Here is a 26,560-nt window from a genome sequence, read left to right on the forward strand (position 1 = left end):
GACACGTAACGTGGCAGCTCCGCAGAATTACTTGGCCGTCATCAAGGTCGTCGGCATCGGCGGCGGTGGCGTGAACGCAGTCAACCGCATGATTGATGTGGGTCTCCGCGGTGTTGAATTCATCGCAATAAACACCGATGCCCAGGCCCTGCTGATGAGCGATGCCGACGTCAAACTCGACGTCGGACGCGAACTGACGCGCGGGCTTGGCGCAGGCGCCAACCCGGAGGTCGGCAAGCAGGCTGCCGAGGACCACGCCGACGAGATCGAGGAAGTGCTCCGTGGGGCCGACATGGTCTTCGTTACTGCGGGCGAAGGCGGCGGCACCGGAACGGGTGGCGCGCCCGTCGTGGCCCGTATCGCCCGCTCCCTCGGTGCACTGACCATCGGCGTCGTGACCCGTCCGTTCACGTTTGAAGGCCGGCGCCGCGCGGGTTCCGCCGAGGCCGGCATTGACGCCCTGCGCGACGAAGTCGACACCTTGATCGTCATCCCGAACGACCGCCTGCTGTCCATCAGTGACCGCAACGTCTCGGTGCTGGATGCGTTCCGCTCCGCCGACCAGGTCCTGCTGTCCGGTGTCCAGGGCATCACCGACCTGATCACCACCCCCGGCCTGATCAACCTGGACTTCGCCGACGTGAAGTCTGTCATGCAGGGTGCCGGATCCGCCCTCATGGGTATCGGCTCGGCGCGCGGCGAGGACAGGGCCGTCAAGGCCGCCGAACTGGCCATTGCGTCGCCACTCCTTGAGGCCTCCATTGACGGCGCCCACGGCGTTCTGCTCTCGATCCAGGGCGGTTCGGACCTCGGCCTGTTCGAGATCAACGAGGCTGCCCGCCTGGTCCAGGAAGTGGCGCACCCCGAAGCCAACATCATCTTCGGCGCGGTGATCGACGACGCCCTCGGCGACGAAGCCCGCGTCACGGTGATTGCCGCCGGCTTCGACGACGTCAAGGCCACCTCTCCTTCCATGGACCAGCCGCAGTCCGCGCCCCAGCGCCCGGCGGTTCCGGCCACCGCGCCGTCGAACCAGGCGCCGTCGAACAACCATCAGGTCCACGTCCAGCCGGTGCACGCCGGAGTCGGAGCAGCAGGTCTGAGCAACTGGGGCCAGCAGCGTCCCTCTGCCGTTCCCGCTGACTCGGGGTTCGACGTCGACCTTCCGTCGGTTGTTGAGCCGGACCTCTCGGGCAGCCGCTCAGACGACCTGGATGTTCCGGACTTCCTGAAGTAGGCGCTGCCCGGACGGCAGTGCCGTCCGGGAGGTTCCTTGCTGTCGCTCTCCTGATTGTCGGTGTTTTTGATTGTTGTCGGTGTTCTGATTGTTTCTGTGGCGTGCTGAAGTCTTCCCCGGTGTGTCGGTGGCATTCACTGACACAGGTGCGGGCAACCTCGCACTGCATGTTGGCGATCATGGACCGTCGGTGATGCGGCGCCGGGAGGAACTGGATAAGGCGGCGGGCATCGCGCCCCGCCGGTTCCAGTACATGAACCAGGTTCATGGAAACGACGTGGCCGTCCTGGAGTCCGCCACCGCGGCACCCACGGCGGATGCCATGGTTTCCCGCAGGCTGCCGATGGCGGTCATGGTAGCCGACTGCATTCCCTTGGTGCTGGTTGGCGACTCCGGCGGCGCCGGCCCTGTGCTTGGCGTGGTTCACGCCGGGCGCCCGGGGCTGGCCTCGGGGGTCATTCCCGCTGCCGTGGACCAGCTTCGCGCCGCGGGGGCCAGGAACATCCGCGCCTGGCTCGGACCGTCAATCTGCGGGCGGTGCTACGAAGTGCCGGCCGAACTGCGCGAGGAGGTCGCCGCCGTCGCGCCTGCCGCCTGGTCGGCCACCACGTGGGGAACTCCCGCTCTGGATTTGCCCGCCGGCGCGGTGAGCCAACTCGAATCAGAGGGTGTGCTGGTTGAATACCGGGGACCCTGCACCTTGGAAACCGAAACGCTTTACTCCTATCGGAGGGACAGGAACTCGGGACGGTTCGCCGGCCTGGTGTGGACCCATGAGTGAGATGACGCCGGAAACGGACCCTCGGACAGCCCAGCTGGGGCAACGACTGACAGCCGTCAGGCAGCGGATCGCGGCGGCGGTGGCCGCCGCAGAGCGCACCGACGACCCGCCACGCCTCATTGTGGTCTCCAAATTCCACCCCGCCGAGGACATCGCCCGGCTGGCCGGGCTTGGCGTGGCGGACTTCGGGGAGAACCGCGACCAGGAAGCGTCGGAAAAGGCGGCGTTGCTGAGCGGACTCGATGTCAGGTGGCATTTCGTGGGCCAGCTCCAAAGCAAAAAAGCCAAAACCGTGGTCCGGTACGCGCACGCCGTGCATTCCGTGGACCGTTCCCAGCTGGTGGAAGCGCTTGGCCGTGCGATGGCCGTGGAACAGGAGCGTTCAGGCCGGGGCAGCCTTGACTGCTTCATCCAGGTCAGCCTCGACGACGACGCCGAGGCGCACAGGGGCGGCGCCGCCCCCGCCGACGTGCCCCTCCTGGCCGATCAGCTGGAGGGAGCCGCCGGACTCCGGCTGGCAGGTGTGATGGCCGTGGCGCCGCTGGGGGCCGACCCGGACCGGGCCTTCGCGAAACTGTCCGGGATTTCAGCCCGGCTGAGGGCCGACCACCCGCATGCCACCGGGGTTTCTGCAGGCATGAGCCAGGACCTCGAAGCCGCCATCAGGTGCGGAGCGACACACCTCAGAATTGGTTCGGATATTCTCGGTTCGCGCCCGGCGGTGCGGTAGCGTCTGAGTATTGGAAGTGAATGGCGGGGATTCCAATGCTGTCGAGACTTTTTGGGCGGCCCGCTTACGGACACGATTAGGAGTCGACCATGGCCGGCGCTCTGCGCAAGACAATGATCTATCTTGGGCTCGCCGATGGCGAAGAACACTACGAGTCTGAGCTTTCCACCCAGCAAAAGGATGAGGACCACTCAATGGAGCCTGACCGCGAGGAACGCCGTGCTCCGGCACCCGTCCGCGAGGTCGTCCGTGAGGCGCCACCCGCCGCCGAAGAGGAATACCGCGCACCCGTGACACCTATTAAACGTGCGGCGTCGAGCCGCGAAGAGACCACCGGACTGCGGCAGATCACCACGATCCACCCGCGGTCCTACAATGACGCCAAGCTGATTGGTGAAAGCTTCCGGGACGGCATCCCCGTCATCATGAATGTCACCGACATGGGTGAGGCCGACGCGAAGCGCCTGGTGGATTTCTCTGCAGGACTCGTGTTTGGCCTGCGCGGAAGCATTGAGCGGGTCACCAACAAGGTCTTCCTGCTCTCGCCGTCATACATTGAGGTCATCGGCGATGACAAGAAGGCCAGCGAGACCACCGCCAGCTTCTTCAACCAAAGCTAAGCAGGCTATCCGGATGCCAGGCAGGGACACCTGCCTGGCATCCGTGCTGAAGTAGTATTTGTGCTGGAATAGCGGACAGCATCAACAGCCAAGACCTACAGGACGCCACGGCATCCGGAACGAACATGGAGATATGGGTTAGCTCATGGGATTAGTTTTCGGGCTTGTCTATATTGTCCTGCTGTTCGTCTTCGTCGCCCTGATCGTGCGGCTGGTGTTTGACTGGGTCCAGATGTTCGCGCGGGACTGGCGCCCGCGGGGCATGGCCCTCGTGGCGGCCCACGCCGTGTACTCGGTCACGGACCCTCCGCTGAAAGTCCTCCGCCGCGTCATCCCGCCTCTGAGGCTCGGCGGAGTCTCGCTTGACCTTGGCTTTCTGGTTTTGTTCATTGCCCTCAGCGTGGCAATGGCGATCACCAGGGGCCTCGCATAATTTCACAATAGCTTGCAGCGCAGCGGCGGTTCCTGACCCGATCGCCGTCCGCGCGGAAGAATCTCCGGTTTGACATCACAGTGTTGAATTAGAGGAACCAGACCATATTTAGGTACCGTAGTTTTGACGGCCGGAAGGCCTACTGACTAACTAGACCAACGAGGTGACCAGATGGCTTTGACGCCAGAAGACGTTGTCAACAAGCGCTTTCAGCCGACCAAGTTCCGCGAAGGCTACGACCAGGATGAAGTTGATGACTTCCTGGACGAAATCGTCGTTGAACTGCGCCGCCTGAACCAGGAAAACGACGAACTTCGCAAGAAGCTGTCCGAGGGCGGCACTGGAACTCCTGCCGCTTCCGCAGCTGTGGCACCTGTCGTCGAAAAGGTTCCCGCCCCCGCGAAGTCCGACAAGGACGAATCGCGTGCGAAGGCCGAGGCGGAAGCCAAGGCTGCCGAAGCTGCCAAGAAGAAGGAAGCCGAGCAGCCTGCAACCGTTGCGGCACAGGCTCCGGCCGCTGGTGGCAACGTCTCCGAATCGGCCGCAGGCCTGCTCGCCATGGCGCAGCAGATGCACGACCGCCACATTGCTGACGGCCAGGACCAGCGCGACAAGATCATTGCCGAAGCGCAGATCGAGGCCAGCAGCCTCGTCAACGATGCCCAGGAGAAGTCCCGCAAGATTCTCGGTGCCCTGGAGCAGCAGCGGTCGGTCCTCGAGCGCAAGGTGGAGCAGCTCCGCGGCTTCGAGCGCGACTACCGCTCACGCCTGAAGTCCTACATCGAAGGCCAGCTTCGTGACCTGGATGCCCGCGGCTCGGTCGCTGCGCCTGAGGTCGGCGAAAGCAGCGCTGCCGTTTAGCACGTATTCTGAAAGCCGGTGGCTGAGGATTCCTCGGCCACCGGCTTTTGTGATTAACAACGGTTCCCGAATGAAAGCACCATGACTGACGAACTTGCCGCTGACGCAGCGCACCCAGCCTCATTGCCACCGCGGCCCCGGCGCGCCGTGCTGCTCGCCCTGTTCGCCGGGCTTGCCCTCTTCGCGTACTTCTTCGATCAGCTCACCAAGCTGTGGGTCACCAGCACCATGGTCGAAGGCGAACGGATCCCGGTGCTGCCTCCGTTGCTGCACTGGTACTACATCCGGAATTCCGGTGCCGCCTTCTCCATCGGGGAGAACGTGACGTGGGTCTTCACCATCGTCATGGTGAGCGTCGCCGTCGCCATTTTGGTCCAGCTGCGCAGGCTCGGTTCGGCGTGGTGGGCCGTGGCACTTGGCCTCCTGTTCGGCGGGGCCCTGGGCAACCTGACGGACCGTCTGTTCCGCGAGCCGTCCTTCGCCATGGGCCACGTGGTCGACTTCATCCAGCTGCCTAATTTCGCGATCTTCAACATTGCCGACTCGGCCGTTGTGTCGTCGGTGGTCATCATCTGCCTGCTCACGCTGCGGGGCATCGCCCTGGACGGATCGCGCCACACTGCCGCTAAGCGGGACGGGGGCACGGATGTCTGAACGCGTGGTGGTGCCCGAAGAGCTTGACGGCAGCCGGGTGGACGCCGGACTGGCCAAGCTGATCGGTGTATCACGGTCGCTCGCGGCCACATTGATCGCCGAGGGCAACGTCCTCAGCGGCGGCAAACCGGTGGGAAAGTCCGCCAAACTCGCGTCCGGCACCGTGCTGCACGTGACGGTCCCGGAGCGGCGGGATCCCCTGGAAGTCGTGGAGGAAGTTGTGGAAGGCCTGAAGATTCTGCTGGACGACGACGACTTTGTGGTCGTCGACAAGCCGGTAGGGGTCGCCGCCCACCCGTCTCCCGGCTGGGTGGGACCGACCGTCGTCGGTGGCCTGGCCGGTGCCGGCTACCGCATCTCCACCTCCGGTTCCGCCGAACGGGCCGGCATCGTCCACCGTCTCGACGTCGGAACGTCCGGCGTGATGGTGGTGGCCAAGACGGAGCCCGCCTACACCGCCCTCAAACGGGCTTTTAAGGAACGCACGGTGGACAAGGTCTACCATGCCGTGGTCCAGGGCCTTCCGGACCCGCTGCAGGGCACCATCGACGCGCCGATCGGCCGCCACCCCGGCCATGACTGGCGGTTCGCCGTCATCGAGGACGGCAGGCCGTCTGTCACGCACTACGAGGTCCTTGAGGCCTACGGGAAAGCCACCCTCGTGGAGGTGCACCTGGAAACGGGCAGGACGCACCAGATCCGGGTCCATTTCGCCGCGCTTCGGCACCCGTGCGCGGGCGACCTCACCTACGGCGCAGACCCGCGGCTTGCCGCGACGCTTGGGCTGACCCGGCAGTGGCTCCACGCCCGGCAGCTTGGCTTCGACCACCCCCGGACCGGGGAGCGCGTGACCGTGACCAGCGAATACCCCGAAGACCTGACCTATGCACTGCAGGTGCTGGAGTCCGGCGACGCCTGAGCCTTACCTCACAGCCACCGGCCGGCGCGGCCGGTCCGCGCGATTGTGTCGCTGCTCGGCACTAGAATGGTCCGGTGACTTCCAGCAACGACTCGTTTGTCCATCTCCACAACCACACCGAGTACTCGATGCTGGACGGTGCCGCCCGGCTCGGAGAGCTCTTTGATGAAACCGAGCGGCTTGGCATGCCCGCCCTGGCCACCACTGACCATGGCTATCTCTTCGGCGCCTTCGATTTCTGGAAGAGGGCCACGGACAAGGGCATTAGGCCCATTATCGGTGTCGAAGCTTATGTGACGCCCGGGACCGCCCGCGGTGACAAGAGCCGGGTCCGCTGGGGCGAGGAAAGCCAGCGCAAGGACGACGTCTCCGGCGGTGGTTCCTACACCCACATGACCCTGCTGAGCTACAACAACGTGGGCATGCGGAACCTGTTCCGTGCCTCGTCGATCGCCTCATTGGACTCGGTCTTCGGCAAATGGCCCCGGCTCGACCGTGAGTTGCTGAACACCTACTCGGAAGGGCTCATCGCCACCACCGGCTGCCCGTCCGGTGAGGTCCAGACAAGGCTCCGGCTGGGCCAGTACCGTGAAGCGCTTGAGGCTGCTGCAGAGTTCCGCGACATCTTCGGCGCGGAGAATTACTTCTGCGAGCTCATGGACCACGGCCTGGACATCGAACGGCGCGTCACCGGAGACCTCCTGCGCCTGGCCAAGGACCTGAACCTTCCGCTGGTGGCCACCAACGATCTGCACTACACGCACGAACATGATGCCAAAGCGCACGAGGCCCTGCTGGCCATCCAGTCAGGTTCCACCCTCCTGGAGCCGACCTACGACAACGGTGGCTCGCGCTTCGCCTTCTCGGGCAGCGGCTACTACCTGAAGTCACCGCAGGAAATGCGCGAACTGTTCCGCGACCACCCCGACGCGTGCGACAACACGCTCCTGATCGCCGAGCGCTGCGAAGTCTCGTTCAACACCGGCGCCAACTACATGCCCCGGTTCCCCTGCCCGGAGGGTGAGGACGAAACGTCCTGGCTGGTCAAGGAAGTCGACAAGGGACTCCAATACCGTTACCCCCAGGGCATCCCGGACAAGGTCCGCAAGCAGGCCGACTATGAACTGGAGGTCATCACCTCCATGGGCTTCCCGGGCTACTTCCTGGTGGTGGCCGACTTCATCAACTGGGCCAAGAACAACGGCATCCGGGTCGGTCCGGGACGTGGTTCGGGTGCCGGCTCCATGGTGGCGTACGCCATGCGAATCACCGACCTTGATCCGCTGCACCACGGCCTGATCTTCGAGCGCTTCCTCAACCCGGACCGCGTCTCCATGCCTGACTTCGACGTCGACTTCGATGACCGGCGCCGCTCCGAGGTGATCGACTACGTCACGCGGAAATACGGCGACGAACGTGTGGCGATGATCGTCACCTACGGCACCATCAAGACCAAACAGGCCCTCAAGGACTCCTCGCGCGTGCTGGGCTACCCGTTCAGCATGGGCGAGCAGCTGACCAAGGCGCTGCCGCCGGCCGTGATGGCCAAGGATATTCCGCTGGCCGACATCCAAAACAAGGACGCCAAGCGCTACAGCGAAGCCGGTGACTTCCGCCAACTGATCAGCACCGACCCCGAGGCCGCCAAGGTCTTTGAGACGGCACTGGGCATCGAGGGCCTGAAACGGCAATGGGGCGTGCACGCCGCCGGCGTCATCATGTCCTCGGACCCCATCATCGACGTGATTCCGGTCATGCGCCGCTTCCAGGACGGCCAGGTCATCACACAGTTCGACTATCCGACGTCCGAGGGCCTGGGCCTGATCAAGATGGACTTCCTCGGGCTGCGAAACCTGACGATCATTTCGGATGCCCTGGAAAACATCAAGATGAACCGCGGCATCGATCTGGACCTCGAGACCCTGGAGCTTGACGACACCGAGTCCTACGAGCTGCTCGCCCGGGGTGACACGCTGGGCGTGTTCCAGCTCGATGGCGGCCCCATGCGGTCGCTGCTCAAGCTCATGAAGCCTGACAACTTCGAAGACATCTCCGCCGTGCTGGCCCTCTACCGGCCAGGCCCCATGGGCGCCAACGCGCACACCGACTACGCCCTGCGCAAGAACAAAATCCAGGAGGTCATCCCGATCCACCCGGAGCTCGAGGAACCGCTCTCCGAAATCCTCGGTGGCACGTACGGCCTGATCGTGTACCAGGAGCAGGTCATGGCCGTGGCGCAGAAGCTCGCGGGCTACACCCTGGGCCAGGCCGACATCCTGCGCCGCGCCATGGGCAAGAAGAAGAAATCGGAACTGGACAAGCAGTTCGCCGGCTTCTCGCAGGGCATGCAGGACAACGGCTACTCCATGGCCGCAGTAAAGACGCTTTGGGACATCCTGCTGCCGTTCTCCGATTACGCCTTCAACAAGGCCCACTCGGCCGCCTATGGCGTGATCTCCTACTGGACGGCGTACCTGAAGGCGCACTATGCGCCGGAGTACATGGCAGCCCTGCTGACCAGCGTCGGCGACGACAAGGACAAGTCGGCGATCTACCTCAACGAATGCCGGCGCATGGGCATCACCGTGCTGCCGCCCGACGTCAATGAGTCAGCGCTGAACTTCACCCCTGTGGGCAATGACATCCGCTTCGGCATGGGCGCCATCCGCAACGTCGGCGTGAACGCCGTCGAAGCCATGGTGGCGGCGCGCGAAAAGGAAGGCGCCTACACGTCCTTCAAGGACTACCTCATGAAGGTCCCCGCGGTGGTCTGCAACAAGCGCACCATTGAATCCCTGATCAAAGCAGGCGCGTTCGACTCGCTGAACCACCACCGGCGTGCCCTGGCCATGATCCATGAGGAGGCCATCGACTCCGTCATCACGCTCAAGCGCAACGAGGCGATCGGTCAGTTCGACCTCTTCGCCGGTTTTGACGAAGCCGAGTCCGAGGCGTCTCTGAGCATTGAGATCCCCGACCTTCCCGAGTGGGAAAAGAAGGACAAGCTCTCCTTCGAACGCGACATGCTCGGCCTGTACGTCTCCGACCACCCGCTGCAGGGCCTCGAAGGGCTCCTGAGCCAGCACGCCGACCAGTCCATCACCTCGATCATCGCCGAAGACGGGCCGCATGACGGCGCGATCGTCACCATTTCGGGCATGATCACCTCGCTCAGCCGCAGGATCGCCAAGGCCAGCGGCAACGCCTACGCCAGGGCGGAGATTGAGGACCTCGGCGGTTCCATCGAAGTGATGTTCTTCGGCCAGGTGTACGGGCCCATCGCGTCGGTCCTCGCCGAGGACCTGATCGTGGTGGTCAAGGGCCGACTTCAACGGCGCGACGACGGCGCCGTCACCTTGAACTGCATGGAACTTTCCGTGCCGGACCTCAGCGAGGGCACTAACGGGCCCGTCGTGATCACGATGCCCACGCACAAGGCCACGGAAGCCGTGGTCACCGAACTGGGGGACGTGCTGCGCAACCACCGGGGAAACTCCGAGGTGCGGATCAACCTGCAGGGCGACGCCCGCGTAGAAGTCATGGGCTTGCCCGTGCACCTGCGGGTCAACCCCAACCCGTCCCTCTTCGGAGACCTCAAAGTGCTGCTCGGTCCTGCCTGCCTGGACGCCTAGGAGCTGCGTCCGGTCTCCCGGGCCCGGCGGCCGGGGCTAGATCTCGTAGTCCAGCGGCACGGGCTGCCCGTACGTTCCGGAATGGTAGAGCAGGGGTGAGCCGTCTTCGCCCACCTGGCCTTCCACCACTTCCACCACGACCACCGCGTTGTTCTCGAAGGAGAGCCGCATCTGGATCTTCCCGATCAGCCAGCCGGCGACGTCCTTGAGGATGGGCACCTCGTGGGGGCCCAGTGCCCAGTGATCGCCGGCGAAGCGCTCTTTGGTGCGGGCAAAACGGTCAGCCAGTTCCTGGTTTTCCAAGCCAAGCATGTGCACGCCGATGTACGTGGTGTTGGCGACCGCCGGCCATGAACTCGAACTGCGTGCCATGTTGAACGTGAAGCGCGGCGGCTTGGCCGACAGCGACGCCACGGAGGTGGCGGTGAAGCCGTACGGTACGCCGTTGAAGTTCACCGTGATGATGGCCACGCCAGCTGCATGACGGCGGAACATTTCCTTGAACGTGCCCTCGAAGGCGGCGTCATCTGAGGCCACTGTTATCGATCTCCCTGCTGCTGATCTGTTGGTTGTTGGGTTCCCACTACAAGAGTATTGGGCTTCCGGCGGGTTGCGTGATCCGCGTGCAATGAGGGCCTCTTTCCGCAATGCGGGCGAACATTTGTTAACGTTTGTTCATGACCCAGCCAGCAGCCGCACCTCCGGCCCGCCACCAGGAACAGGCGGACCACGCCCAGGAAAGCAGCTTCAGGGGCCGGAAACGCAACCGACGCAGTTGGCCGTGGGCGGCGGGAATCGCAGCGTCGGGAATACCTGCCGGCATCCTGTGGTGGCTGCTGGCGCCCGGCGGCCTGAACCTCGTTTCCGGGAATGCCGCGCTGGCATCCGGAACCAACACCGAGGTTTGGCTCCCGCGGGACCTTGTGCTGGCTGGACTCTTTCTCTTCGCCGGCTGCCTCGTCGCCGTGCTGCTGACCGGCCGGAAGGATGCAGGATCGCGCCGCATGCTGGCGGCGTCGGTGGCTGCCAGCGGCGCGGCTGCCCTCCTCGCCTGGCAGAGCGGGGTGCTTGCCGGTCTCTGGTTCGGAGGACCACAGGACACGTCAGCCAGCGCAAGCGTTGCATTTTCCTTGAGGTCCTACCCGGTTCTGCTCCTTTGGCCGGCGGCCGTTGCCGCCGGCTACTTCGCCATCGGCCTGCTCGGTTTCCTGCGTAAAATGGACCGGTGACCACTTCTCCGGACAGCTCCGTACGCCCGAATTACCCCGCCGTCGATTTCCGCACCGTTGACCTGCGGGGCCGCCAGCTCAGCCTCGCGGAGCTGAGGGAGGCTGTGCCGCGTGCCCGGCACCAGACGGTGGCAGATGCCGAGCAGAAGGTAACGGACATCATTTCAGCGGTCCGGCAGCGCGGCTTCGCTGCCCTGGCAGACTTTGCCCGGCGCTTTGACGGCGTGGAGCAGGCGCACCCGCGTGTTCCGGCAGAGGCGCTGAAATCCGCGCTGGACGGCCTGGAGCCGGCTGTTCGCTCGGCGCTGGAGGAATCCATCAGCCGTGCCCGGCGCTTTGCCGACGGACAGCGACCTGCCGACGTCGACGTTGCCCTCGGGGATGGTGCCGTCGTGAGCCAGAAATGGGTGCCGGTAGCACGGGTGGGACTGTACGTTCCGGGCGGCCTGGCCGTTTATCCGTCATCGGTCATCATGAACGTGGTTCCCGCGCAGGCAGCTGGTGTGGAATCCATCGCACTGGCTTCCCCGCCCCAGAAGGACTTCGGCGGTCTTCCACACCCCACGATCCTGGCGGCCGCGGCGCTGCTGGGCATCAGCGAGGTGTACGCGATTGGCGGGGCCCAGGCCATCGCCGCTTTTGCCTACGGAGTCCCGGGCGCCGAGGGTGAAGCAGCCTTGGAACCGGTGGACGTCGTCACCGGACCGGGAAACATTTTCGTTGCCACGGCCAAGCGTCTGGTCAAGGGGGTCGTGGGGATCGATTCCGAGGCGGGCACCACGGAGATCGCCATCCTGGCCGATGCGACGGCCCGGCCGGCGTTCGTTGCCGCGGACCTGATCAGCCAAGCTGAACACGATCCGAAGGCGGCCTCGGTCCTAATTACGGACTCCGAGCAGCTCGCCGCCGACGTGCGGGAGGAGCTTGAGCTCCAGGCCGCCACCACCAAGCACGGCGAGCGGGTACGTGAAGCACTGTCCGGCCCGCAGTCCGGCGTCGTCCTGGTGGACGACCTCGACCAGGGGATCGCCGCGTGCGATGCCTACGCGGCCGAGCACCTCGAAATCATGACGGCGGACGCTCCCGCCGTTGCCGCCCGGATCAGGAACGCCGGTGCCATTTTCGTTGGCGACTACAGTCCCGTGAGCCTCGGTGATTACTGCGCGGGGTCAAACCACGTCCTGCCCACCAGTGGAACGGCCGCTTTCTCATCGGGCCTGAACGTCACAACTTTCCTGCGCGCAATACAGGTCATCAATTACACCGAAGCCGCGCTGGAGCAGGTCAGCGGGCACATCGTCAGCCTGTCCGGGGCGGAGGACCTGCCTGCCCACGGCGACGCGGTCACCGCCCGGTTCAAATCAGGCAACTGACCACTACATGTAGTAATTACAGGCTTGTTATTCAGCTACATCTAGCCGTAAACTGGTTCGGGAGAAGCGTCGGGTGTCAGGCCCGGACCGCCACCGCGCGCCAGGGGAAGGAACGAACATGTACTGTCCGTTTTGCCGCAACCCCGATTCCCGCGTGGTGGACAGCCGCATGGCTGATGACGGTTCCGCGATCAGACGGCGGCGGCAATGCCCTGAGTGCGGCCGCCGGTTCACCACGGTCGAAACCACCAGCCTTTCCGTGATCAAGCGTTCCGGCGTCGGCGAACCCTTCAGCCGCAGCAAGGTTATTAACGGTGTCCGCAAAGCCTGCCAGGGCCGCCCCGTCAGCGAGGACGACCTCGCCTTGCTGGCGCAGGAGGTCGAGGAGAACATCAGGGCTTCCGGGGCCGCGGAAATCGATGCCCACGAGGTCGGCCTGATAATTCTTGGTCCGCTGCAGAAGCTGGACAAGGTGGCGTACCTTCGCTTCGCCAGCGTGTACCAGGCCTTTGAATCGCTGGAGGACTTCGAATCCGCCATCGCGCTGCTGCGCCACGAGGGCGAAGTCGAAGCCAAGCGCTCCGAAGGCAAGAGCTCCGAAAAGAGCCCGCTCTAGACTCCGGTGGCGGCAGCGGAGGGGAAGCCGCAGCCGCCACCGGCTCCAGTGAAACGCAGAAGGCGGCAGACATTGTGTCTGCCGCCTTCTGCGTGCCTTGGCCGGAGTGGGTCCCTCCGCCACAGCTAATTATTTTGCCAGCTCGTGCTTCACTGCAATTTCAAGGGCCGCGCCCACAATGCCGGCCTCGTTCTTCAGCTCGGCGGGAACGATCGGGGTGCGCAGCCGCATGTGCGGCAGGTACTCGTCCGCGCGCTTGGAGATGCCGCCGCCGACGATAAACAGTTCGGGGGAGAAAAGGAACTCCACGTGCGAGAAATATCGCTGCAGGAGGACGCTGTACTCCTCCCAGCTGAGGCCGTCACGCTCACGCGCCACGGCTGACGCCTTGCTTTCGGCGTCATAGCCATCGATCTCCAGGTGGCCCAGTTCGGCGTTGGGAACCAGGTGTCCGTTGAAGATGAAGGCGGATCCGATGCCCGTACCGAGCGTGATCACGAGGACCGTGCCGCCGATTCCCGCACCGGCACCATAGCGGGCCTCCGCCAGGCCGGCGGCGTCGGCGTCGTTAATAACCTCCACCGGACGGCCAAGCCGCGCGGTGAGCAGCGCATCGATGTCGGTATTGATCCAGCTCTTGTCCACGTTGGCGGCGGAATGAACCACACCGTGCTGGATGATGCCGGGGAAGGTCACTCCTACTGGGCTGTCTGCCTCCGGTGCGTCAGGGCGCGCGGACAATTCCTCGACCACCTGCGCCACCACCTCCACTACCGCTGCGGGCGTCGCCGGCTGGGGCGTTGCCAGGCGGAAGCGGTCGCCGATCAGCTTGCCCTTCTTCAGGTCGACGATGCCGCCCTTGATTCCGGTGCCGCCGATGTCGATGCCGATCAGCGGGGCGTGCTTGCGGGTCTTTTCGTCCTTCTTGGCCAATGGGATTCCGTTCGTGGCTGGGTTTGGGCTCGGGCAGGGCAAGGGTCGCTTGCCGGGAGAGTCAGGGGGACGCTACAGGCGGCGTCAGGGAAGGGTGAGGATTTCGGCGCCGGTTTCGGTGACAAGGAGCGTATGTTCGAATTGTGCGGTGCGCTTGTGGTCCCGCGTCACTACTGTCCAATCGTCGGGCCACATGTCCCATTCAATGGTGCCCAGCGTGAGCATGGGCTCAATGGTGAAGACCATGCCTGTTTCAATGACCGTGTTGTAGGCGGGCGCGGCGTCGTAGTGCGGAATGATCAGGCCGGTGTGGAAGGCCTCGCCCACGCCGTGGCCGGTGAAGTCACGGACCACACCATAGCCGAAGCGCTTGGCGTAAGACTCGATGGCGCGGCCGATCACATTGATCTGGCGCCCGGGAGCGACTGCCTTGATGGCGCGGTTCAGCGATTCCCTGGTCCGCTCCACGAGCAGGCGGGATTCCTCGTCCACGTCCCCGACGAGGAAGGTGTGGTTCGTGTCGCCGTGCACGCCGCCAATAAAGGCCGTGATGTCGATGTTGAGGATGTCGCCGTCCTGGACCACGGTGCTGTCCGGAATGCCGTGGCAGATCACTTCGTTCAGTGACGAGCAGAGGGATTTCGGGAAGCCGCGGTACCCGAGCGTGGACGGGTAGGCGTCATGGTCGAGCAGGAATTCGTGGCCGATGCGGTCCAGTTCATCCGTGGTGACGCCAGGCACGATGTGCTTTCCCACCTCCACGATGGCCTGCGCTGCTATCCTGCCCGCAACGCGGATCTTCTCGATGGTTTCAGCGGACTTCACTTCGGAGCCGGTGAATTTGGCCGGAGCGGGCTTGCCGACATACTCGGGCCGCGGGATGGACGCGGGGACTGGCCGCTGCGGGCTGATCGATCCCGGGGTGAGCGTGCCGGTGGGTGCGGTCGAGGCTAAGGAAGGCATAGATTGATCATATAAGGCAGCGCAGATTGCCATGTAAATTTTGTGCGGCCACCGGCCCCGGTTGCGGTTTACGTTACGTGGATCACGCCGGCGGGGCCGGCTGTCAACCGGAAGCGAGGAACGTCGATGCCCGAGTACTGGTACAACGTGAAGACCCATGAGGTGGAAGAGGACGCGATGTCGGACTGGACCCAGCTCATCGGCCCCTACAAGACCAGGGAAGAGGCCGAACACGCGATGGAGAAGGTCCACGCCCGCAACGAGGCCTGGGAAAAAGGCGACGAGGACTGATGCCCGCGAGGACTGAACCTCCGGAGGGACAGATCCTTTAGAACGAGTGCTCCGGGCCCGGGAAATGGCCTGACCGGACGTCGTCGCCGTAAGCCTTGGCCGCATCGCCGAGGGTGGTGCGCAGGTCGGCATACTGCTTGACGAACTTGGCCATTTTGCCGCCGCGGAGTCCTGCCATGTCCTGCCAGACGAGGACCTGGCCGGTGGTGACGTTCCCGGCGCCGATTCCGATTGTTGGCACCTGGACCGCCGCGTCCACTGCTGCCGCTGTCTCCGCCGGGACCATTTCCATGAGCACGCAGAACGCCCCGGCGTCGGCCAAGGCCACGGCATCGTCGATCAGCCGCTGCGCATCGTCGCCGCGGCCCTGCACGCGGTAGCCGCCCAGGGAGTGCTCACTCTGCGGCGTGAAGCCGATGTGGGCCATCACCGGGATGCCGGCCTGGACCATGGCCCGGACAGTTTCGGCGTAGAACTTGCCGCCTTCGATCTTGACGGCGTGCGCCAGGCCCTCCTTCAGAAACCGGACGCCGGTGGCCACTCCCTGCTGGGGGGAAACCTCATAACTGCCGAAAGGCAGGTCCGCCACCACCAGGGCCCGCTTTGCCGAACGCGCGACGGCGCGGCACAGCGGCAGCAGCTCATCAACGGTCACCGGGAGGCTGGTCTCGTTGCCGAAAACGTTGTTCGACGCTGAATCGCCCACGAGCAGGACCTCGATACCTGCCTGGTCGAAGATCTCCGCCGTGTACTGCTCGTAAGCCGTGAGCATTGCGAAGCGCTCCCCTTTAACCTTCGCCTGCTGTAGGTGGTGCGTGCGGATTCTTGGCACAGCCTTTTTGGTGGATTCCGACGACGGCGCTGCGGCCGCCGCGGGACCGTTGCCGTACGGGGCGGGTACTTCAGCGGACATGCTTGCGTCGGGACTGCTGCTTGGGGCCATATGCTAGAGCGTAAACCGAGACCCAACGTCCTAGCTACCGGGCAGCGACGGCCTCCGGGTGATTCCCGTCACAAGCTGTCGCTTGGCGGTGCCCGGCCGGCCCCTTTCAGGCGCTTCAGGCCACCCCTTGTGTTAACGCTGTGTTACGCGGAGCACCTGCGCCAACATCAGGCGTGAATGCTTAGTAAAGTGATTCGTGAGCTGCCGGCGGCTTGGTTAGTGATGGGCCGCGGCGTGAACGTTGACCCGGAGAAGAGGCCTCATGGACCGCCAGCAAGAGTTTGTCCTGCGCACGATCGAAGAGCGTGACGTGCGGTTCGTACGTCTCTGGTTCACCGACGTCGTGGGTTCACTCAAATCGGTGGCACTGGCGCCGGCCGAAGTTGAGGGTGCTTTCGAAGAGGGCCTGGGCTTCGACGGTTCGTCGATCGAAGGCCTGGCCCGGGTATTCGAATCCGACATGCTGGCCCAGCCGGACCCCGCCACCTTCCAGATCCTGCCGTGGCGCGGCGAAACCGAGCAGACGTCCAGGATGTTCTGCGACATCCTGACCCCTGACGGCGAACCCTCCGCTGCGGACCCCCGCAACGTCCTCAAGCGCACCCTGGCCAAGGCCGCCGATATGGGGTTCACGTGCTACACGCACCCGGAAATTGAGTTCTACCTCCTGAAGTCCCAGGAGCCGGGTCCGGACGGCTCCCCGGTGCCTGTGGATGAAGGCGGATACTTCGACCACGTGCCCGGGGGCGTGGCACAGGACTTCCGGCGCACGGCCGTGACCATGCTCGAATCGGTGGGCATCTCCGTGGAGTTCAGCCATCACGAGGCCGGACCGGGACAGAACGAAATCGATCTCCGTTACGCGGATGCCCTCCAGACGGCGGACAACATCATGACGTTCCGCACCGTCATCAAGGAAGTGGCGCTCCAGCAGGGCACCTACGCCACGTTCATGCCCAAGCCGTTCACGGCGCACCCGGGCTCGGGCATGCACACTCACTTTTCGCTGTTTGAGGGTGACGCGAACGCCTTCTACGAGGCGGGCTCCGAGTTCCAGCTCTCCGAAACGGCCCGCCAGTTCATCGCCGGCATCCTCAAGCACGCCCCGGAACTCACGGCGGTAACCAATCAGTTCGTGAACTCCTACAAGCGTCTTTGGGGCGGGGGAGAGGCGCCCAGCTACTTGAGCTGGGGCCACAACAACCGCTCCGCCCTGGTGCGTGTTCCCCTGTACAAGCCGGGCAAGGGCCAGTCGGCCAGGATCGAATACCGCGGCATCGACTCGGCGGCCAACCCGTACCTCGCGTACGCGGTCCTGCTGGGCGCGGGGCTTAAGGGAATCGAGGAGGGCTACCAGCTCCCCGCGGCGGCCGAAGACGACATCTGGTCGCTGAGTTCGGCCGAGCGCCGGGCCATGGGCCACGACCCCCTGCCTGCCAGCCTGCACGACGCCATCCGCACCATGGAAGACTCCGAACTCATGCCCCTGATCCTTGGCGAGCAGGTGTTCGAGCACTTCCTGCGCAACAAGCGGGCCGAATGGCAGGACTACCGGCTGCAGGTGACGCCCTATGAGCTGCAGCGCAACCTGGGCATCCTTTAGGACTGCGCGGTGAGCCTGGCCCGCCGCCTCATTTCGGCCGGCTTCAGCGACCTGGAGAAGGGCGAGAGGTTCCTCGCTGCCCCTGAACTGGAGGGCATCGACCAGGACGTGCTGTTCGCCGGCCTGCAGCTGGCCGCGAGTCCGGACGCCGCGCTGCAGTCGCTGGTCCGGCTGATCGAAAAACACCCAGACCTGAAGAAGCTGGCAGCGGCGGACACCGACACGAGCGAGCCGCTGTACCGCGTCCTGGGTGCCAGCGAGGCGCTCGGTGAGTTCCTCATCCGCCATCCCGAACATCTCGATGCCTTCAATGTGACTGCGAGCCCCGAGCCGGTCCAGGCGGAGCCAGCCGAATTGCGCAACCACTTGCTGAGGTCGGTGCGCGCCGACCCGAAGGCCGCCCGTCCGGTCGCGGGAATCACTGGCCCGGAGGCCTACGAGGCCCTGCGAGCCGCATACCGGCGGGGCGTGGTTGACCTGGCAGTCAAAGACCTCTGCGCCGCTGATCCGCTCGACTTCATGCCGGCCGTGGGCGCCGAACTTGCCGATCTGGCCGGCGCCGCCATCGAAGCGGCCCTGGCTGTCGCCAGGGCTGAAGCGGCGTCGCAGTTCGATCCTGAGGAGGTCGCCGACGTCGCCCTTGCCGTGATCGGCATGGGCAAGTGCGGAGCCCGCGAACTGAACTACATCTCCGACGTCGATGTCATCTACGTGGTCGAGGCCGGGCAACCGGATGACGCCAGGGCCAACACCATCGGCACGGCACTGGCCGCTGGCATCTCCCGCGCCATTTCGTCTCCCGCGCGCGAGCCCGGCCTGTGGGAAGTGGACGCCAACCTCCGCCCCGAGGGCAAGTCGGGACCCCTGGTCCGCACGCTTGACTCGCACCGGAGCTACTACGCGCGGTGGGCCGAGAGCTGGGAATTCCAGGCGCTCCTCAAGGCCCGGACGATCGCCGGTGACGCCGATCTGGGCACGCGGTACGAAGACGCAGTTTCACCCCTCGTGTGGACCTCCGCGAACCGGGAAGGGTTCGTCGAATCGGTGCAGGCCATGCGGCGCCGGGTGACGGAGCATATTCCCGCGGCGGAGGAGCAGCGCCAGATCAAGCTCGGCAGGGGCGGGCTGAGGGACGTCGAATTCACGGTGCAGCTCCTGCAGCTCGTGCACGGCAAAGCCGATGAAACGCTGCGGCGCCGCGACACGACGTCGGCAATCGCGGCCTTGTCCGCGGGCGGCTATATCGGCCGGGCTGACGCGGCCGCGTTTGACCACGCCTACCGCTACCTGCGGCTGCTCGAACACCGCATCCAGCTGTTCCAGCTCCGCCGGACGCATCTGATGCCCGTCAAGGAATCCTCGCAGCGCGCCCTCGCCAAGGCTGTGCTGGGCCCGTTCTCCACCGACCGGCCGCACCCGGACGCGCTCATGGCGGCCTGGCAGAAGACCAAACGCTCCGTCCGGGAGCTTCACGACCGGATCTTCTACCGCCCGCTGCTGAACACGGCAGCCAAGTTGAGCAGTGAAGATGCCCGCCTGACCCCGGAAGCAGCACAGGGCCGGCTCGCGGCGCTCGGCTACCGCGATCCGCAGGGCGCCATGCGGCATATTGAGGCCCTGACGGCGGGCGTCAGCCGGCGGGCCGCCCTGCAGCGGCAGCTGCTCCCCATCCTTTTGGGCTGGCTCGCGGAAGGCGTGGATCCCGACGCCGGACTGCTCGCCTTCCGCAGGGTCAGCGAGGCCCTTGGCACCACTCACTGGTATCTCGGCATGTTGCGGGACTCCGCCGCGGCAGCCGAACGGCTCTGCCACATGCTGTCCAACTCGCGGCTCATCGCCGACCTGCTGGAAGTGTCACCGGAGTCCGTTGCCTGGCTGGGGACGGACAAGGAGCTGGCACCGCTCAGCTTTGAGGCCCAGTGGCAGGAAATCACGTCCAAAATGTCCCGGCACGCGGAGCCGGAGAGCGCCATGCGGCTCATCCGGCTGATCCGCCGCCGGGAGATACTGCGCATCGCGGTGGCCGACAGCTCCGGGCTGCTCGCACAGGACCAGGTGGGTGAAGCCCTCGCCGAAACGGACAGGGCGGCCATCCTCGGGGCCCTGCGGGTGGCCGAAAACATCGTGTCCGCGTCCGGTCCCCTGAAGACCTCGGTCCTGGTGGTAGCCATGGGCAGACAGGGCGGCCGGGAGATCGGCTACGGCTCCGACGCGGATGTCATGTATGTGCACCGGGCGCTGCCTGGGGCCGCGGATGATGAAGCGCAGCAGCAGGCAGCGAAGATTGTGGGCCACCTCTCGAGCCTGCTGACGCAGCCCCTCAGACCCGCCATCATGGCTGAACGTGTACTGGCGGTCGACGCCGACCTGCGCCCGGAGGGCAAAAGCGGCGCGATGGTGAGGTCGCTGGACTCTTACGCCGAGTACTACCGCAGATGGTCCCTGGTCTGGGAAGCCCAGGCCCTCCTGCGCGCCCGGCCCATCGCGGGGGACGACCAGCTCGCGGATGATTTCCTTAAGCTGATCAATCCGATCCGGTACCCGGCGGCGCTGTCCGAGGCCGACGTCCGGGAGATCAGGCGGGTCAAGGCCAGGGTGGAATCAGAGCGGCTGCCGCGTGGCGCCGACCCTGCCCGTCACCTCAAGCTCGGCAGGGGCGGACTCAGCGACGTCGAATGGCTGGTGCAACTGCTCCAGCTCGAGCATGCCGGCCGGCATCCCGAGCTGCGCACCACGTCCACGCTCAGGGCGCTGGAGGTAGCGGCTTCGCTGGAACTCCTCGACGCCGAAGACGCCGGGCTGCTCGCGGAGGCTTGGCGGCTTGCCAGCCGAATCCGCTCCGCCAACGTGATCTGGACCGGCCGCGCTTCGGACCTTTTGCCCTCGTCCCGGCGTGACTTGGAAGCGGTGGCCCGCTGGTGCGGTTATGAGGAGGGGATGGCCACCGCCTTTGAGGAGGACTACCTTCGGGTCAGCCGGCGCGCGAGGGGCGTCTTCGAGAAGGTCTTCTACGGTCAATAGGACGCCAAAGGACGCCGGGAGCCCGAGCCGGCCAAGGGCTGACACGGAGGGGGCCAACTGCTAGCTTGGGCCCATGGCTACCCAAATCTATGTAAATCTTCCCGTCAAAAATCTCGATAAAGCGGTGGAGTTTTTTACGGCGCTCGGGTTCTCCTTCAACCCGGACTTCACCGACGAGAACGCCACGTGCATGATCATCAACGACGACGCCTACGTCATGCTCCTCGTGGAGGGTTTCTTCAAGACCTTCACCTCCAAGGACATCGTGGACTCGACCGGCAGCACCGAAGCGATCATGGCCTTCTCTGTCGACAGCCGCGAGGGCGTGGATGACATGTACCGGAAGGCAATCGCCGCCGGCGGCAAGGAGTCCCAGCCGGTCCAGGACTACGGCTTCATGTACAGCCACAGCTTCCAGGACCTCGACGGCCACCTGTGGGAGGTCATGTGGATGGACCCCGCGGGCCCGCCCGCCGACTCCGGCGAGACTGCCGCGCCGCAATAAGGGCAGCAGGCCGACGACGGCGGCGGTTCCGTCGCGCGTCCCGCCTGCCGTCAGTTCGTGGGTAGGCTCGGACTATGCTTCCCGACGTTTGGCTGATATCCCTCAGGGACCTTGATGAAGATGCCCGTTCCATCCACCTTGGCGAAGTGGCCGGGATGGAACTGGGCCCCGGCCAGGATGACTTTGTCGGCGATCCGCTGCGGATGATGCTCGTTGGCCTGGAGGAAGACTCGCGCCGTCCCTATGTCATCGAAGCAGGCGGCGAGGCTGTGGGCGTGCTGACACTCCAGTCCGGTGCCGCGCGGCTGGCGGGGTGGCCGGACGACGAGTCCGTGTGGCTGCTCCGGGGATTCCTGATAGACCGGCGACGGCAGGGCGGGGGACTGGGCCCGTCAGCCGCTGCCGCAGCCGTGGCGGCTGCCGCTAAACTGACGGCCAGGCTGGGGGGCGGCCAGACCGGCGTCGTGCTTTCAGTCAATGAGCGCAACGGTGCAGGCCTCGCCGCCTATCTGAAGGCAGGCTTCGAGGACCGGGGCCGTTACCTGGGCGGCGAGGCCGGTCCGCAGCGGACCATGTTCGCGGCCTTCTGATTCAGCACCCGGCTTTGAGTCTCGTCGGGCCGTTGCGCTGGCCCGAGTGCGTGCTTACGCTGTGTCTTGGCAGCGCTCTTCAACCTTGTTGGGGGGAAGGCAGTGTGACCATCACGGAGTGCGGAAATGGAACTCGGCGACCCGGAAGGCGAACCAGGCAGGCAGGGCCCGGCCGCATCCCCGGAAGAACCGGGCAGCGGCCTGCGAAGCACGGTGGGCCAGGACACGGAGCATGCCCGGGCGCAGGTGAAAAGCAGCCGCGCCAGGAAGCACAGAAGGGTCGAGCTGCTGCTCATCGGGGCCGGTGTGGCTGCCACCCTCATCGCAGCGGCGTACCAGTACTTCGGCATCAGGAGCACACTGGAAAGCAGTACGGCCGCGTCTTTGTATGCCCAGCAGCAGGAGATCGACAAGATTTTCGTGGAGAATGTGGACCTTCAGCCGTACTTTTGGCGCCGCCAGGAACTGCCTGATCCTGCGGCCAGGCGGGAGGCACAGCAACTGGCCGCCAGGTCTGAAGCCACGGCCCACCGGATACTGGATCACTTTGCCCACTTGAAGTACCAGATGGGAACGCAGGCCTTCACCTCTGAAAGGGCAGACTGGGAGGCTTATATCAGGCGAAGTTTCGCGGAATCGCTCATCCTGTGCCGCGCCCTGTCCGCAGACAAGGAGGCGTTCGGGGGTGCCGGACCCGATTCACTCTGGGGACTTTACGCGGAGGAGCCCTGCCGGGGAATGTGATACTCGGGGGCCCGAACACACCGCGGGAGTACAGCCGGCAACGGCAAGGGCGGCCACCGGTTTCGTAACCGATGGCCGCCCTTGCGGTGCCAGGAGTCCCGTGGACTCACTGCTCACTGCACCCGGCATGTCCCGGGGGTGGGATTAGACGCCGTAGTAGAGCTCGAACTCGTAGGGGTTCGGGCGCAGCGACAGCGGACGGATCTCGTTCTCGTACTTGTACTCGATCCAGGTGTCGATCAGGTCCTGGGTGAACACGCCGCCGGCCTGCAGGAACTCGTTGTCCTCGGCCAGTGCGTCCAGGGCCTCTTCAAGCGTGCCCGGAGCCTTGGGGATGTCCTTGGCCTCCTCGGCGGGGAGCTCGTAGAGGTCCTTGTCGATCGGAGCCGGGGGCTCGATGCGGTTGCGGATGCCGTCAATGCCGGCCATCAGCTGGGCAGCGAAGGCCAGGTACGGGTTGGAGGAGGGGTCCGGAGCGCGGAACTCGATGCGCTTGGCCTTCGGGTTGGAGCCCGTGATCGGGATACGGATACCTGCGGAGCGGTTGCCCTGCGAGTAAACCATGTTGACCGGAGCCTCGAAGCCCTTGACCAGGCGGCGGTAGGAGTTGACCGTCGGGTTGGTGAATGCCAGGACAGCCGAGGAGTGCTTCAGCAGGCCGCCGATGTACCAGCGGGCCATGTCAGACAGGCCGGCGTAGCCCTTTTCGTCGTAGAAGAGCGGCTCGCTGCCGTTCCACAGCGACTGGTGGCAGTGCATGCCCGAGCCGTTGTCACCGAAGACGGGCTTCGGCATGAAGGTGACCGACTTGCCCCAGGCATCGGCGGTGTTCTTGATGACGTACTTGAACTTCTGCAGGTCATCAGCCGCGTGGGTCAGCGTGGTGAACTTGTAGTTGATTTCAGCCTGGCCGGCGGAACCCACCTCGTGGTGGCTGCGCTCGACCTCAAGGCCGGCTTCGTCCAGGGCAACGCACATGGCGTCGCGCAGGTCGGCCTGCTTGTCGGTGGGGGAAACCGGGAAGTAGCCGCCCTTGACGGGGGTCTTGTAGCCGAGGTTTCCGCCTTCTTCTTCGCGGCCGGTGTTCCAGTGCGCTTCTTCGGAGTCGATCTTGTAGAAGCTGCCCTGCGGGGAGGACTGGTACTGGACGTTGTCGAAGACGAAGAACTCGGCTTCGGGGGCGAAGAACGCGGTGTCTGCAATGCCGGTAGACGCGAGGTAGGCCTCAGCCTTCTCGGCTACGCCACGGGGGTCGCGGTGGTATGGGTCACCGGTGCGGGGGTTCACGATGGAGAAGTTCAGCGCCAGGGTCTTCTCCATGCGGAACGTGTCCAGGAACGCAGTGGTGACATCCGGGATGAGCTGCATGTCGGACTCTGCAATGCCCTGGAAACCGCGGATGGAGGATCCGTCGAAGAGCTGGCCGTTGACGAAGAAATCAGCGTCCACGCTCTTGGCCGGCACGTTGAAGTGCTGCTGTACGCCAGGAAGATCGGTGAAGCGGATATCGACGAATTTAATATCTTCGTCCTTGATGAACTTGAGGACTTCGTCCGCAGTCTTGAACATCTATGCTCCTTACGCATATTTAATAACTGGCTGGAAATCCAATGTGGTCCAGCGCAATCGTGGTCCAGCGCAGTCCGACAGCGCGAAAACACAAAAGTGCCCCCGCTCCCAGATCGCTAGCAACTGTTACCACCCTAGGGACACGGGATTTCCCGGCCGTGTCCGCTTTGTTTCCGGCAGGTTACAGAACCGCCTGATATGTAAACGCTATACGGTGTCCACACTGTGGTCTATCCGCATCCACACTCTGGGCGGTTATTGGCCGGGCGACACCCCGGTAAACTTGGACAGTGGTAGATCGAAGAGACATTGGCTCCTGGCTCAGCGGGCCGGACACATCCGGCATTTCCAAGTACCCGGGGGAGCGCCTCGGGCTGCCGGAGTCGGGTCCGGGGTCCGTCGCGCGGGCCGGGCGGAGAATCCTGGCAATCACCATTGACTGGACCATCGCGCTGCTGATCAGCAACTTCTTTTTTGCCGGCAACTCATGGGCCACACTGGCCGTCTTTGCCGCGGAACAGATCCTGCTGATCGGAACCCTTGGCTACAGCATTGGCCACCGCGCACTGGGAATCCAGGTGGTACGGCTCGGCGGCTCGCCCGCAGGACCGCTGGCGGCCCTTGTCCGTACCTTGCTGCTTTGCCTGGTGGTTCCCGCGGTCATCTTCGATCCGGACCAGCGCGGCCTCCACGACAAGGCCATGGGGACTGTGCTCCTCCGCATGTAGACGGTCCGAAGCCAGCTAGACGTCCGCGGTTTCTTCTGCAGCCGGCTCCCGGAGCCGGCTGCCCTGGGCCGTCGCCCTCGCGGCCGTCGCAAGGTAACCTCGGCGACCCGCCCATTGTTCAAAAAGAACCGTGGTGAAAGGCAAGACGGCCGAAAAGCCGGCGAAAAGCGCTACGAAGAATGGCCAGCGCTGCATGCGCCACAGGAAGAGGGCGCAAACGCCGTAGGCGATAAAAAGTCCGCCGTGAACCGGCCCGGCAATTTCCACGCCCAGTTCGCTGCTTTTGGCGATCCACTTGAGGTACATGCCTGTCAGCAGGGCCGCCCAGCTGAATGCCTCGGCGACGGCCAGTATCCGAAAGATGCGGATGACGGTGTTTCTTGACGGTGGATTCACAAGCTCTCCGGCCTCACGTGGTATCTCGGTATTTCGGACAAATGAAAACGCCCCGGCTGCCGGAGGGAAGTCCGGCCGCCGGGGCGGATCAGGAAAATGCTAGCGGCCGCGCTGGGGGCGGGCCTTGTAGGGATCGATGCCCTTGGGAATGGGGAGCCTCGTGCCCAGGGACGAGATGCGCTTTGAAACGGCGCTGACCTCGATCTTGGTCAGTTCGTTGTTCAGTTTGTTCATCTTCTTCGCGACCTGGCTGATGGGGACCTGGCCCTCGCCGCGGCCGCTCTCGATCACATGGATGGTGACGTTGGGCAGAATCCGGGCCAGCTTCTTGCGCTCCGCATCCAGGAGTGGCTTCACCCGGTGGGTCGGGCCTTCGCTGACGAGCACGACGCCGGGTCGGCCGATGGCGCGGAAGACGGCGTCCTGGGTCCGCGGGTTAACGGCCACGGGCTGCTCCTCGGTGATCCAGCCGCGCTTCAGCGTGCTGAGTGCAGCGCCGGATGCACCGGGCTGATTCTCGATCTGGGCGAAAGCCGCACGTTCGGCGCGCCGCGACAGGATGAAGGTAGCCGCGAGCAGACCCAGCGGGATGCCGATAATCAGGCCGGTAACCCAGTTTTCCAGCACCAGGCCAATGATGAGGCTGATGGCGACAACGCCCAGGAACGCCAGCAGCATGAGCCACGGAACCATCGGATCGTGGCGGCGGGTCATGTTGAAGACTTCGCTTATCTGCTTGAGCCGGTTGGGCTTCTGGGCCTTCGCCTCTTTCGGCTTGCGCGCGAAGAGGGCACGCTTGCGGGCAACAGGAGCCGGAGTGTCGTTACTGGAATCAGGGGATTTCGCCATAGTGCCTTAATTCTACGTGATTTACGACAAAGGGCCGGACGCCGGAAGCTCCGGTGTCCGGCCCTTTGCCGCAGGGAGACGGCTGGTGCTAGGAGTGCGCTGCGAGCAGCGAGCTGGCTTCCTGGCGGGTGCTGCCGGAGCTTTCGATGTGTGCCAGTTCGGCGGGGATTTCCCAGCCTTTCTTGCGCATGGCGGTGGCCCAGAGCCGGCCGGCACGGTAGGAGGACCGGACGAGGGGTCCGGACATGACGCCGAGGAAGCCGATCTCGTCCGCTTCCTGCTGGAGGTCCACGAATTCCTGTGGCTTGACCCAGCGGTCCACCGGGAGGTGCCGCTCGGA

The 26,560-nt window shown here is 64.8% G+C and carries 26 protein-coding genes and 1 pseudogene; 19 read left to right on the top strand and 8 right to left on the bottom strand.

Translation table 11 applies throughout. From position 1 onward, the window contains the following. The first annotated feature begins 10 nt into the window (after positions 1–10). The 9 genes from ftsZ to dnaE all read left to right on the top strand — a co-directional run bounded on the left by ftsZ (position 11) and on the right by dnaE (position 9,867). Positions 11–1,237 (top strand): cell division protein FtsZ, encoded by a 1,227-nt coding sequence (gene ftsZ / locus AC1DD3_RS15225; protein WP_230117670.1) that lies wholly within the window; start codon positions 11–13, stop codon positions 1,235–1,237. A gap of 88 nt (positions 1,238–1,325) precedes the next feature. Then, positions 1,326–2,018, top strand: coding sequence for a purine nucleoside phosphorylase YfiH/LACC1 family protein (locus AC1DD3_RS15230; protein ID WP_476882027.1), 693 nt, complete (start codon positions 1,326–1,328; stop codon positions 2,016–2,018). Beyond that, positions 2,011–2,748 (top strand): YggS family pyridoxal phosphate-dependent enzyme, encoded by a 738-nt coding sequence (locus AC1DD3_RS15235; RefSeq protein WP_230117668.1) that lies wholly within the window; start codon positions 2,011–2,013, stop codon positions 2,746–2,748. The genes AC1DD3_RS15230 and AC1DD3_RS15235 overlap by 8 nt, the downstream gene beginning before the upstream one ends. An 89-nt stretch (positions 2,749–2,837) precedes the next feature. After that, positions 2,838–3,368, top strand: a complete 531-nt coding sequence (locus AC1DD3_RS15240; protein ID WP_230117667.1) for a cell division protein SepF — start codon at positions 2,838–2,840, stop codon at positions 3,366–3,368. Between the two features lie 145 nt (positions 3,369–3,513). Beyond that, on the top strand, positions 3,514–3,801 hold the full coding sequence (locus tag AC1DD3_RS15245; RefSeq protein WP_230117666.1) for a YggT family protein: 288 nt from the start codon (positions 3,514–3,516) through the stop codon (positions 3,799–3,801). Positions 3,802–3,972: 171 nt separating this feature from the next. Continuing rightward, positions 3,973–4,662, top strand: coding sequence for a DivIVA domain-containing protein (locus AC1DD3_RS15250; RefSeq protein ID WP_230117665.1), 690 nt, complete (start codon positions 3,973–3,975; stop codon positions 4,660–4,662). An 81-nt stretch (positions 4,663–4,743) separates the two neighbouring features. Next, positions 4,744–5,316 (top strand): signal peptidase II, encoded by a 573-nt coding sequence (gene lspA, locus AC1DD3_RS15255; protein WP_476882028.1) that lies wholly within the window; start codon positions 4,744–4,746, stop codon positions 5,314–5,316. Next, complete coding sequence (locus AC1DD3_RS15260) at positions 5,309–6,235, top strand: RluA family pseudouridine synthase (protein WP_230117663.1); 927 nt, start codon at positions 5,309–5,311, stop codon at positions 6,233–6,235. Before lspA ends, AC1DD3_RS15260 begins: the two co-directional genes overlap by 8 nt. Positions 6,236–6,309: 74 nt before the next feature. Beyond that, positions 6,310–9,867, top strand: coding sequence for a DNA polymerase III subunit alpha (gene dnaE / locus AC1DD3_RS15265; protein ID WP_230117662.1), 3,558 nt, complete (start codon positions 6,310–6,312; stop codon positions 9,865–9,867). A gap of 36 nt (positions 9,868–9,903) precedes the next feature. Here dnaE and AC1DD3_RS15270 read toward each other — a convergent pair whose 3' ends face one another. Beyond that, positions 9,904–10,362: a flavin reductase family protein gene (locus AC1DD3_RS15270; RefSeq protein WP_476876610.1), complete on the bottom strand. Its 459-nt coding sequence runs from the start codon at positions 10,360–10,362 to the stop codon at positions 9,904–9,906. A 182-nt stretch (positions 10,363–10,544) separates the two neighbouring features. Here AC1DD3_RS15270 and AC1DD3_RS15275 point away from each other — a divergent pair, with 182 nt between their 5' ends. From AC1DD3_RS15275 to nrdR, 3 genes are all read left to right on the top strand, one after another. Further along, positions 10,545–11,096, top strand: a complete 552-nt coding sequence (locus AC1DD3_RS15275) for a hypothetical protein (RefSeq protein ID WP_230117660.1) — start codon at positions 10,545–10,547, stop codon at positions 11,094–11,096. Then, positions 11,093–12,469 carry a histidinol dehydrogenase gene (gene hisD / locus AC1DD3_RS15280; protein WP_476882029.1) on the top strand — a complete coding sequence of 459 codons (1,377 nt, stop codon included), beginning with the start codon at positions 11,093–11,095 and terminating at the stop codon, positions 12,467–12,469. Before AC1DD3_RS15275 ends, hisD begins: the two co-directional genes overlap by 4 nt. A 118-nt stretch (positions 12,470–12,587) precedes the next feature. Next, the gene (nrdR, locus tag AC1DD3_RS15285; protein WP_230117658.1) at positions 12,588–13,085 is read left to right on the top strand and encodes a transcriptional regulator NrdR; all 498 of its coding nucleotides are present in this window, start codon (positions 12,588–12,590) and stop codon (positions 13,083–13,085) included. A gap of 129 nt (positions 13,086–13,214) precedes the next feature. On the opposite strand, the gene ppgK is transcribed toward nrdR, so the two are convergent. Further along, positions 13,215–14,018, bottom strand: a complete 804-nt coding sequence (gene ppgK / locus AC1DD3_RS15290; protein ID WP_230117657.1) for a polyphosphate--glucose phosphotransferase — start codon at positions 14,016–14,018, stop codon at positions 13,215–13,217. An 84-nt stretch (positions 14,019–14,102) separates the two neighbouring features. Further along, positions 14,103–14,981 carry a type I methionyl aminopeptidase gene (map, locus tag AC1DD3_RS15295; RefSeq protein WP_230117656.1) on the bottom strand — a complete coding sequence of 293 codons (879 nt, stop codon included), beginning with the start codon at positions 14,979–14,981 and terminating at the stop codon, positions 14,103–14,105. A gap of 126 nt (positions 14,982–15,107) precedes the next feature. Here map and AC1DD3_RS15300 point away from each other — a divergent pair, with 126 nt between their 5' ends. Continuing rightward, a complete protein-coding gene (locus tag AC1DD3_RS15300; RefSeq protein WP_230117655.1) occupies positions 15,108–15,272 on the top strand; it encodes an SPOR domain-containing protein in 165 nt (54 codons plus the stop codon). Between the two features lie 37 nt (positions 15,273–15,309). Here the strand turns inward: AC1DD3_RS15300 and panB are convergent, their stop codons facing one another. Continuing rightward, entirely contained in the window at positions 15,310–16,215 is a 906-nt protein-coding gene (gene panB / locus AC1DD3_RS15305; RefSeq protein WP_230117654.1) for a 3-methyl-2-oxobutanoate hydroxymethyltransferase, read from the bottom strand. A gap of 262 nt (positions 16,216–16,477) precedes the next feature. On the opposite strand from panB, the gene glnA (AC1DD3_RS15310) reads away from it, so the two are divergent. The 5 genes from glnA (AC1DD3_RS15310) (at position 16,478) to AC1DD3_RS15330 (ending at position 22,678) form a co-directional block, all read left to right on the top strand. Beyond that, a complete protein-coding gene (gene glnA / locus AC1DD3_RS15310; RefSeq protein WP_230117653.1) occupies positions 16,478–17,818 on the top strand; it encodes a type I glutamate--ammonia ligase in 1,341 nt (446 codons plus the stop codon). A 9-nt stretch (positions 17,819–17,827) separates the two neighbouring features. Beyond that, positions 17,828–20,839 carry a bifunctional [glutamine synthetase] adenylyltransferase/[glutamine synthetase]-adenylyl-L-tyrosine phosphorylase gene (locus AC1DD3_RS15315; RefSeq protein WP_230117652.1) on the top strand — a complete coding sequence of 1,004 codons (3,012 nt, stop codon included), beginning with the start codon at positions 17,828–17,830 and terminating at the stop codon, positions 20,837–20,839. Between the two features lie 73 nt (positions 20,840–20,912). Next, positions 20,913–21,344 (top strand): VOC family protein, encoded by a 432-nt coding sequence (locus AC1DD3_RS15320; protein WP_230117651.1) that lies wholly within the window; start codon positions 20,913–20,915, stop codon positions 21,342–21,344. 74 nt (positions 21,345–21,418) lie between these two features. Then, entirely contained in the window at positions 21,419–21,934 is a 516-nt protein-coding gene (locus tag AC1DD3_RS15325; RefSeq protein WP_230117650.1) for a GNAT family N-acetyltransferase, read from the top strand. Between the two features lie 126 nt (positions 21,935–22,060). Next, positions 22,061–22,678, top strand: a complete 618-nt coding sequence (locus AC1DD3_RS15330) for a hypothetical protein (RefSeq protein ID WP_476882030.1) — start codon at positions 22,061–22,063, stop codon at positions 22,676–22,678. A gap of 144 nt (positions 22,679–22,822) precedes the next feature. Here AC1DD3_RS15330 and glnA (AC1DD3_RS15335) read toward each other — a convergent pair whose 3' ends face one another. Next, entirely contained in the window at positions 22,823–24,247 is a 1,425-nt protein-coding gene (glnA, locus tag AC1DD3_RS15335; protein WP_230117648.1) for a type I glutamate--ammonia ligase, read from the bottom strand. Between the two features lie 290 nt (positions 24,248–24,537). Between glnA (AC1DD3_RS15335) and AC1DD3_RS15340 the strand changes: the two genes are divergently transcribed. After that, a complete protein-coding gene (locus AC1DD3_RS15340) occupies positions 24,538–24,975 on the top strand; it encodes an RDD family protein (RefSeq protein WP_476882031.1) in 438 nt (145 codons plus the stop codon). A 15-nt stretch (positions 24,976–24,990) separates the two neighbouring features. On the opposite strand, the gene AC1DD3_RS15345 is transcribed toward AC1DD3_RS15340, so the two are convergent. The 3 genes and pseudogenes from AC1DD3_RS15345 to AC1DD3_RS15355 form a co-directional block, all read right to left on the bottom strand. Then, positions 24,991–25,371, bottom strand: coding sequence for a DUF3817 domain-containing protein (locus AC1DD3_RS15345; RefSeq protein WP_230117646.1), 381 nt, complete (start codon positions 25,369–25,371; stop codon positions 24,991–24,993). Between the two features lie 99 nt (positions 25,372–25,470). Further along, positions 25,471–26,220: a DUF4191 domain-containing protein gene (locus AC1DD3_RS15350; protein WP_230117645.1), complete on the bottom strand. Its 750-nt coding sequence runs from the start codon at positions 26,218–26,220 to the stop codon at positions 25,471–25,473. Positions 26,221–26,308: 88 nt separating this feature from the next. Beyond that, positions 26,309–26,560, bottom strand: a pseudogene (locus AC1DD3_RS15355) (lipoyl synthase); the annotation flags it as partial.

The sequence above is a fragment of the Arthrobacter sp. 05T444 genome, assembly GCF_056395905.1.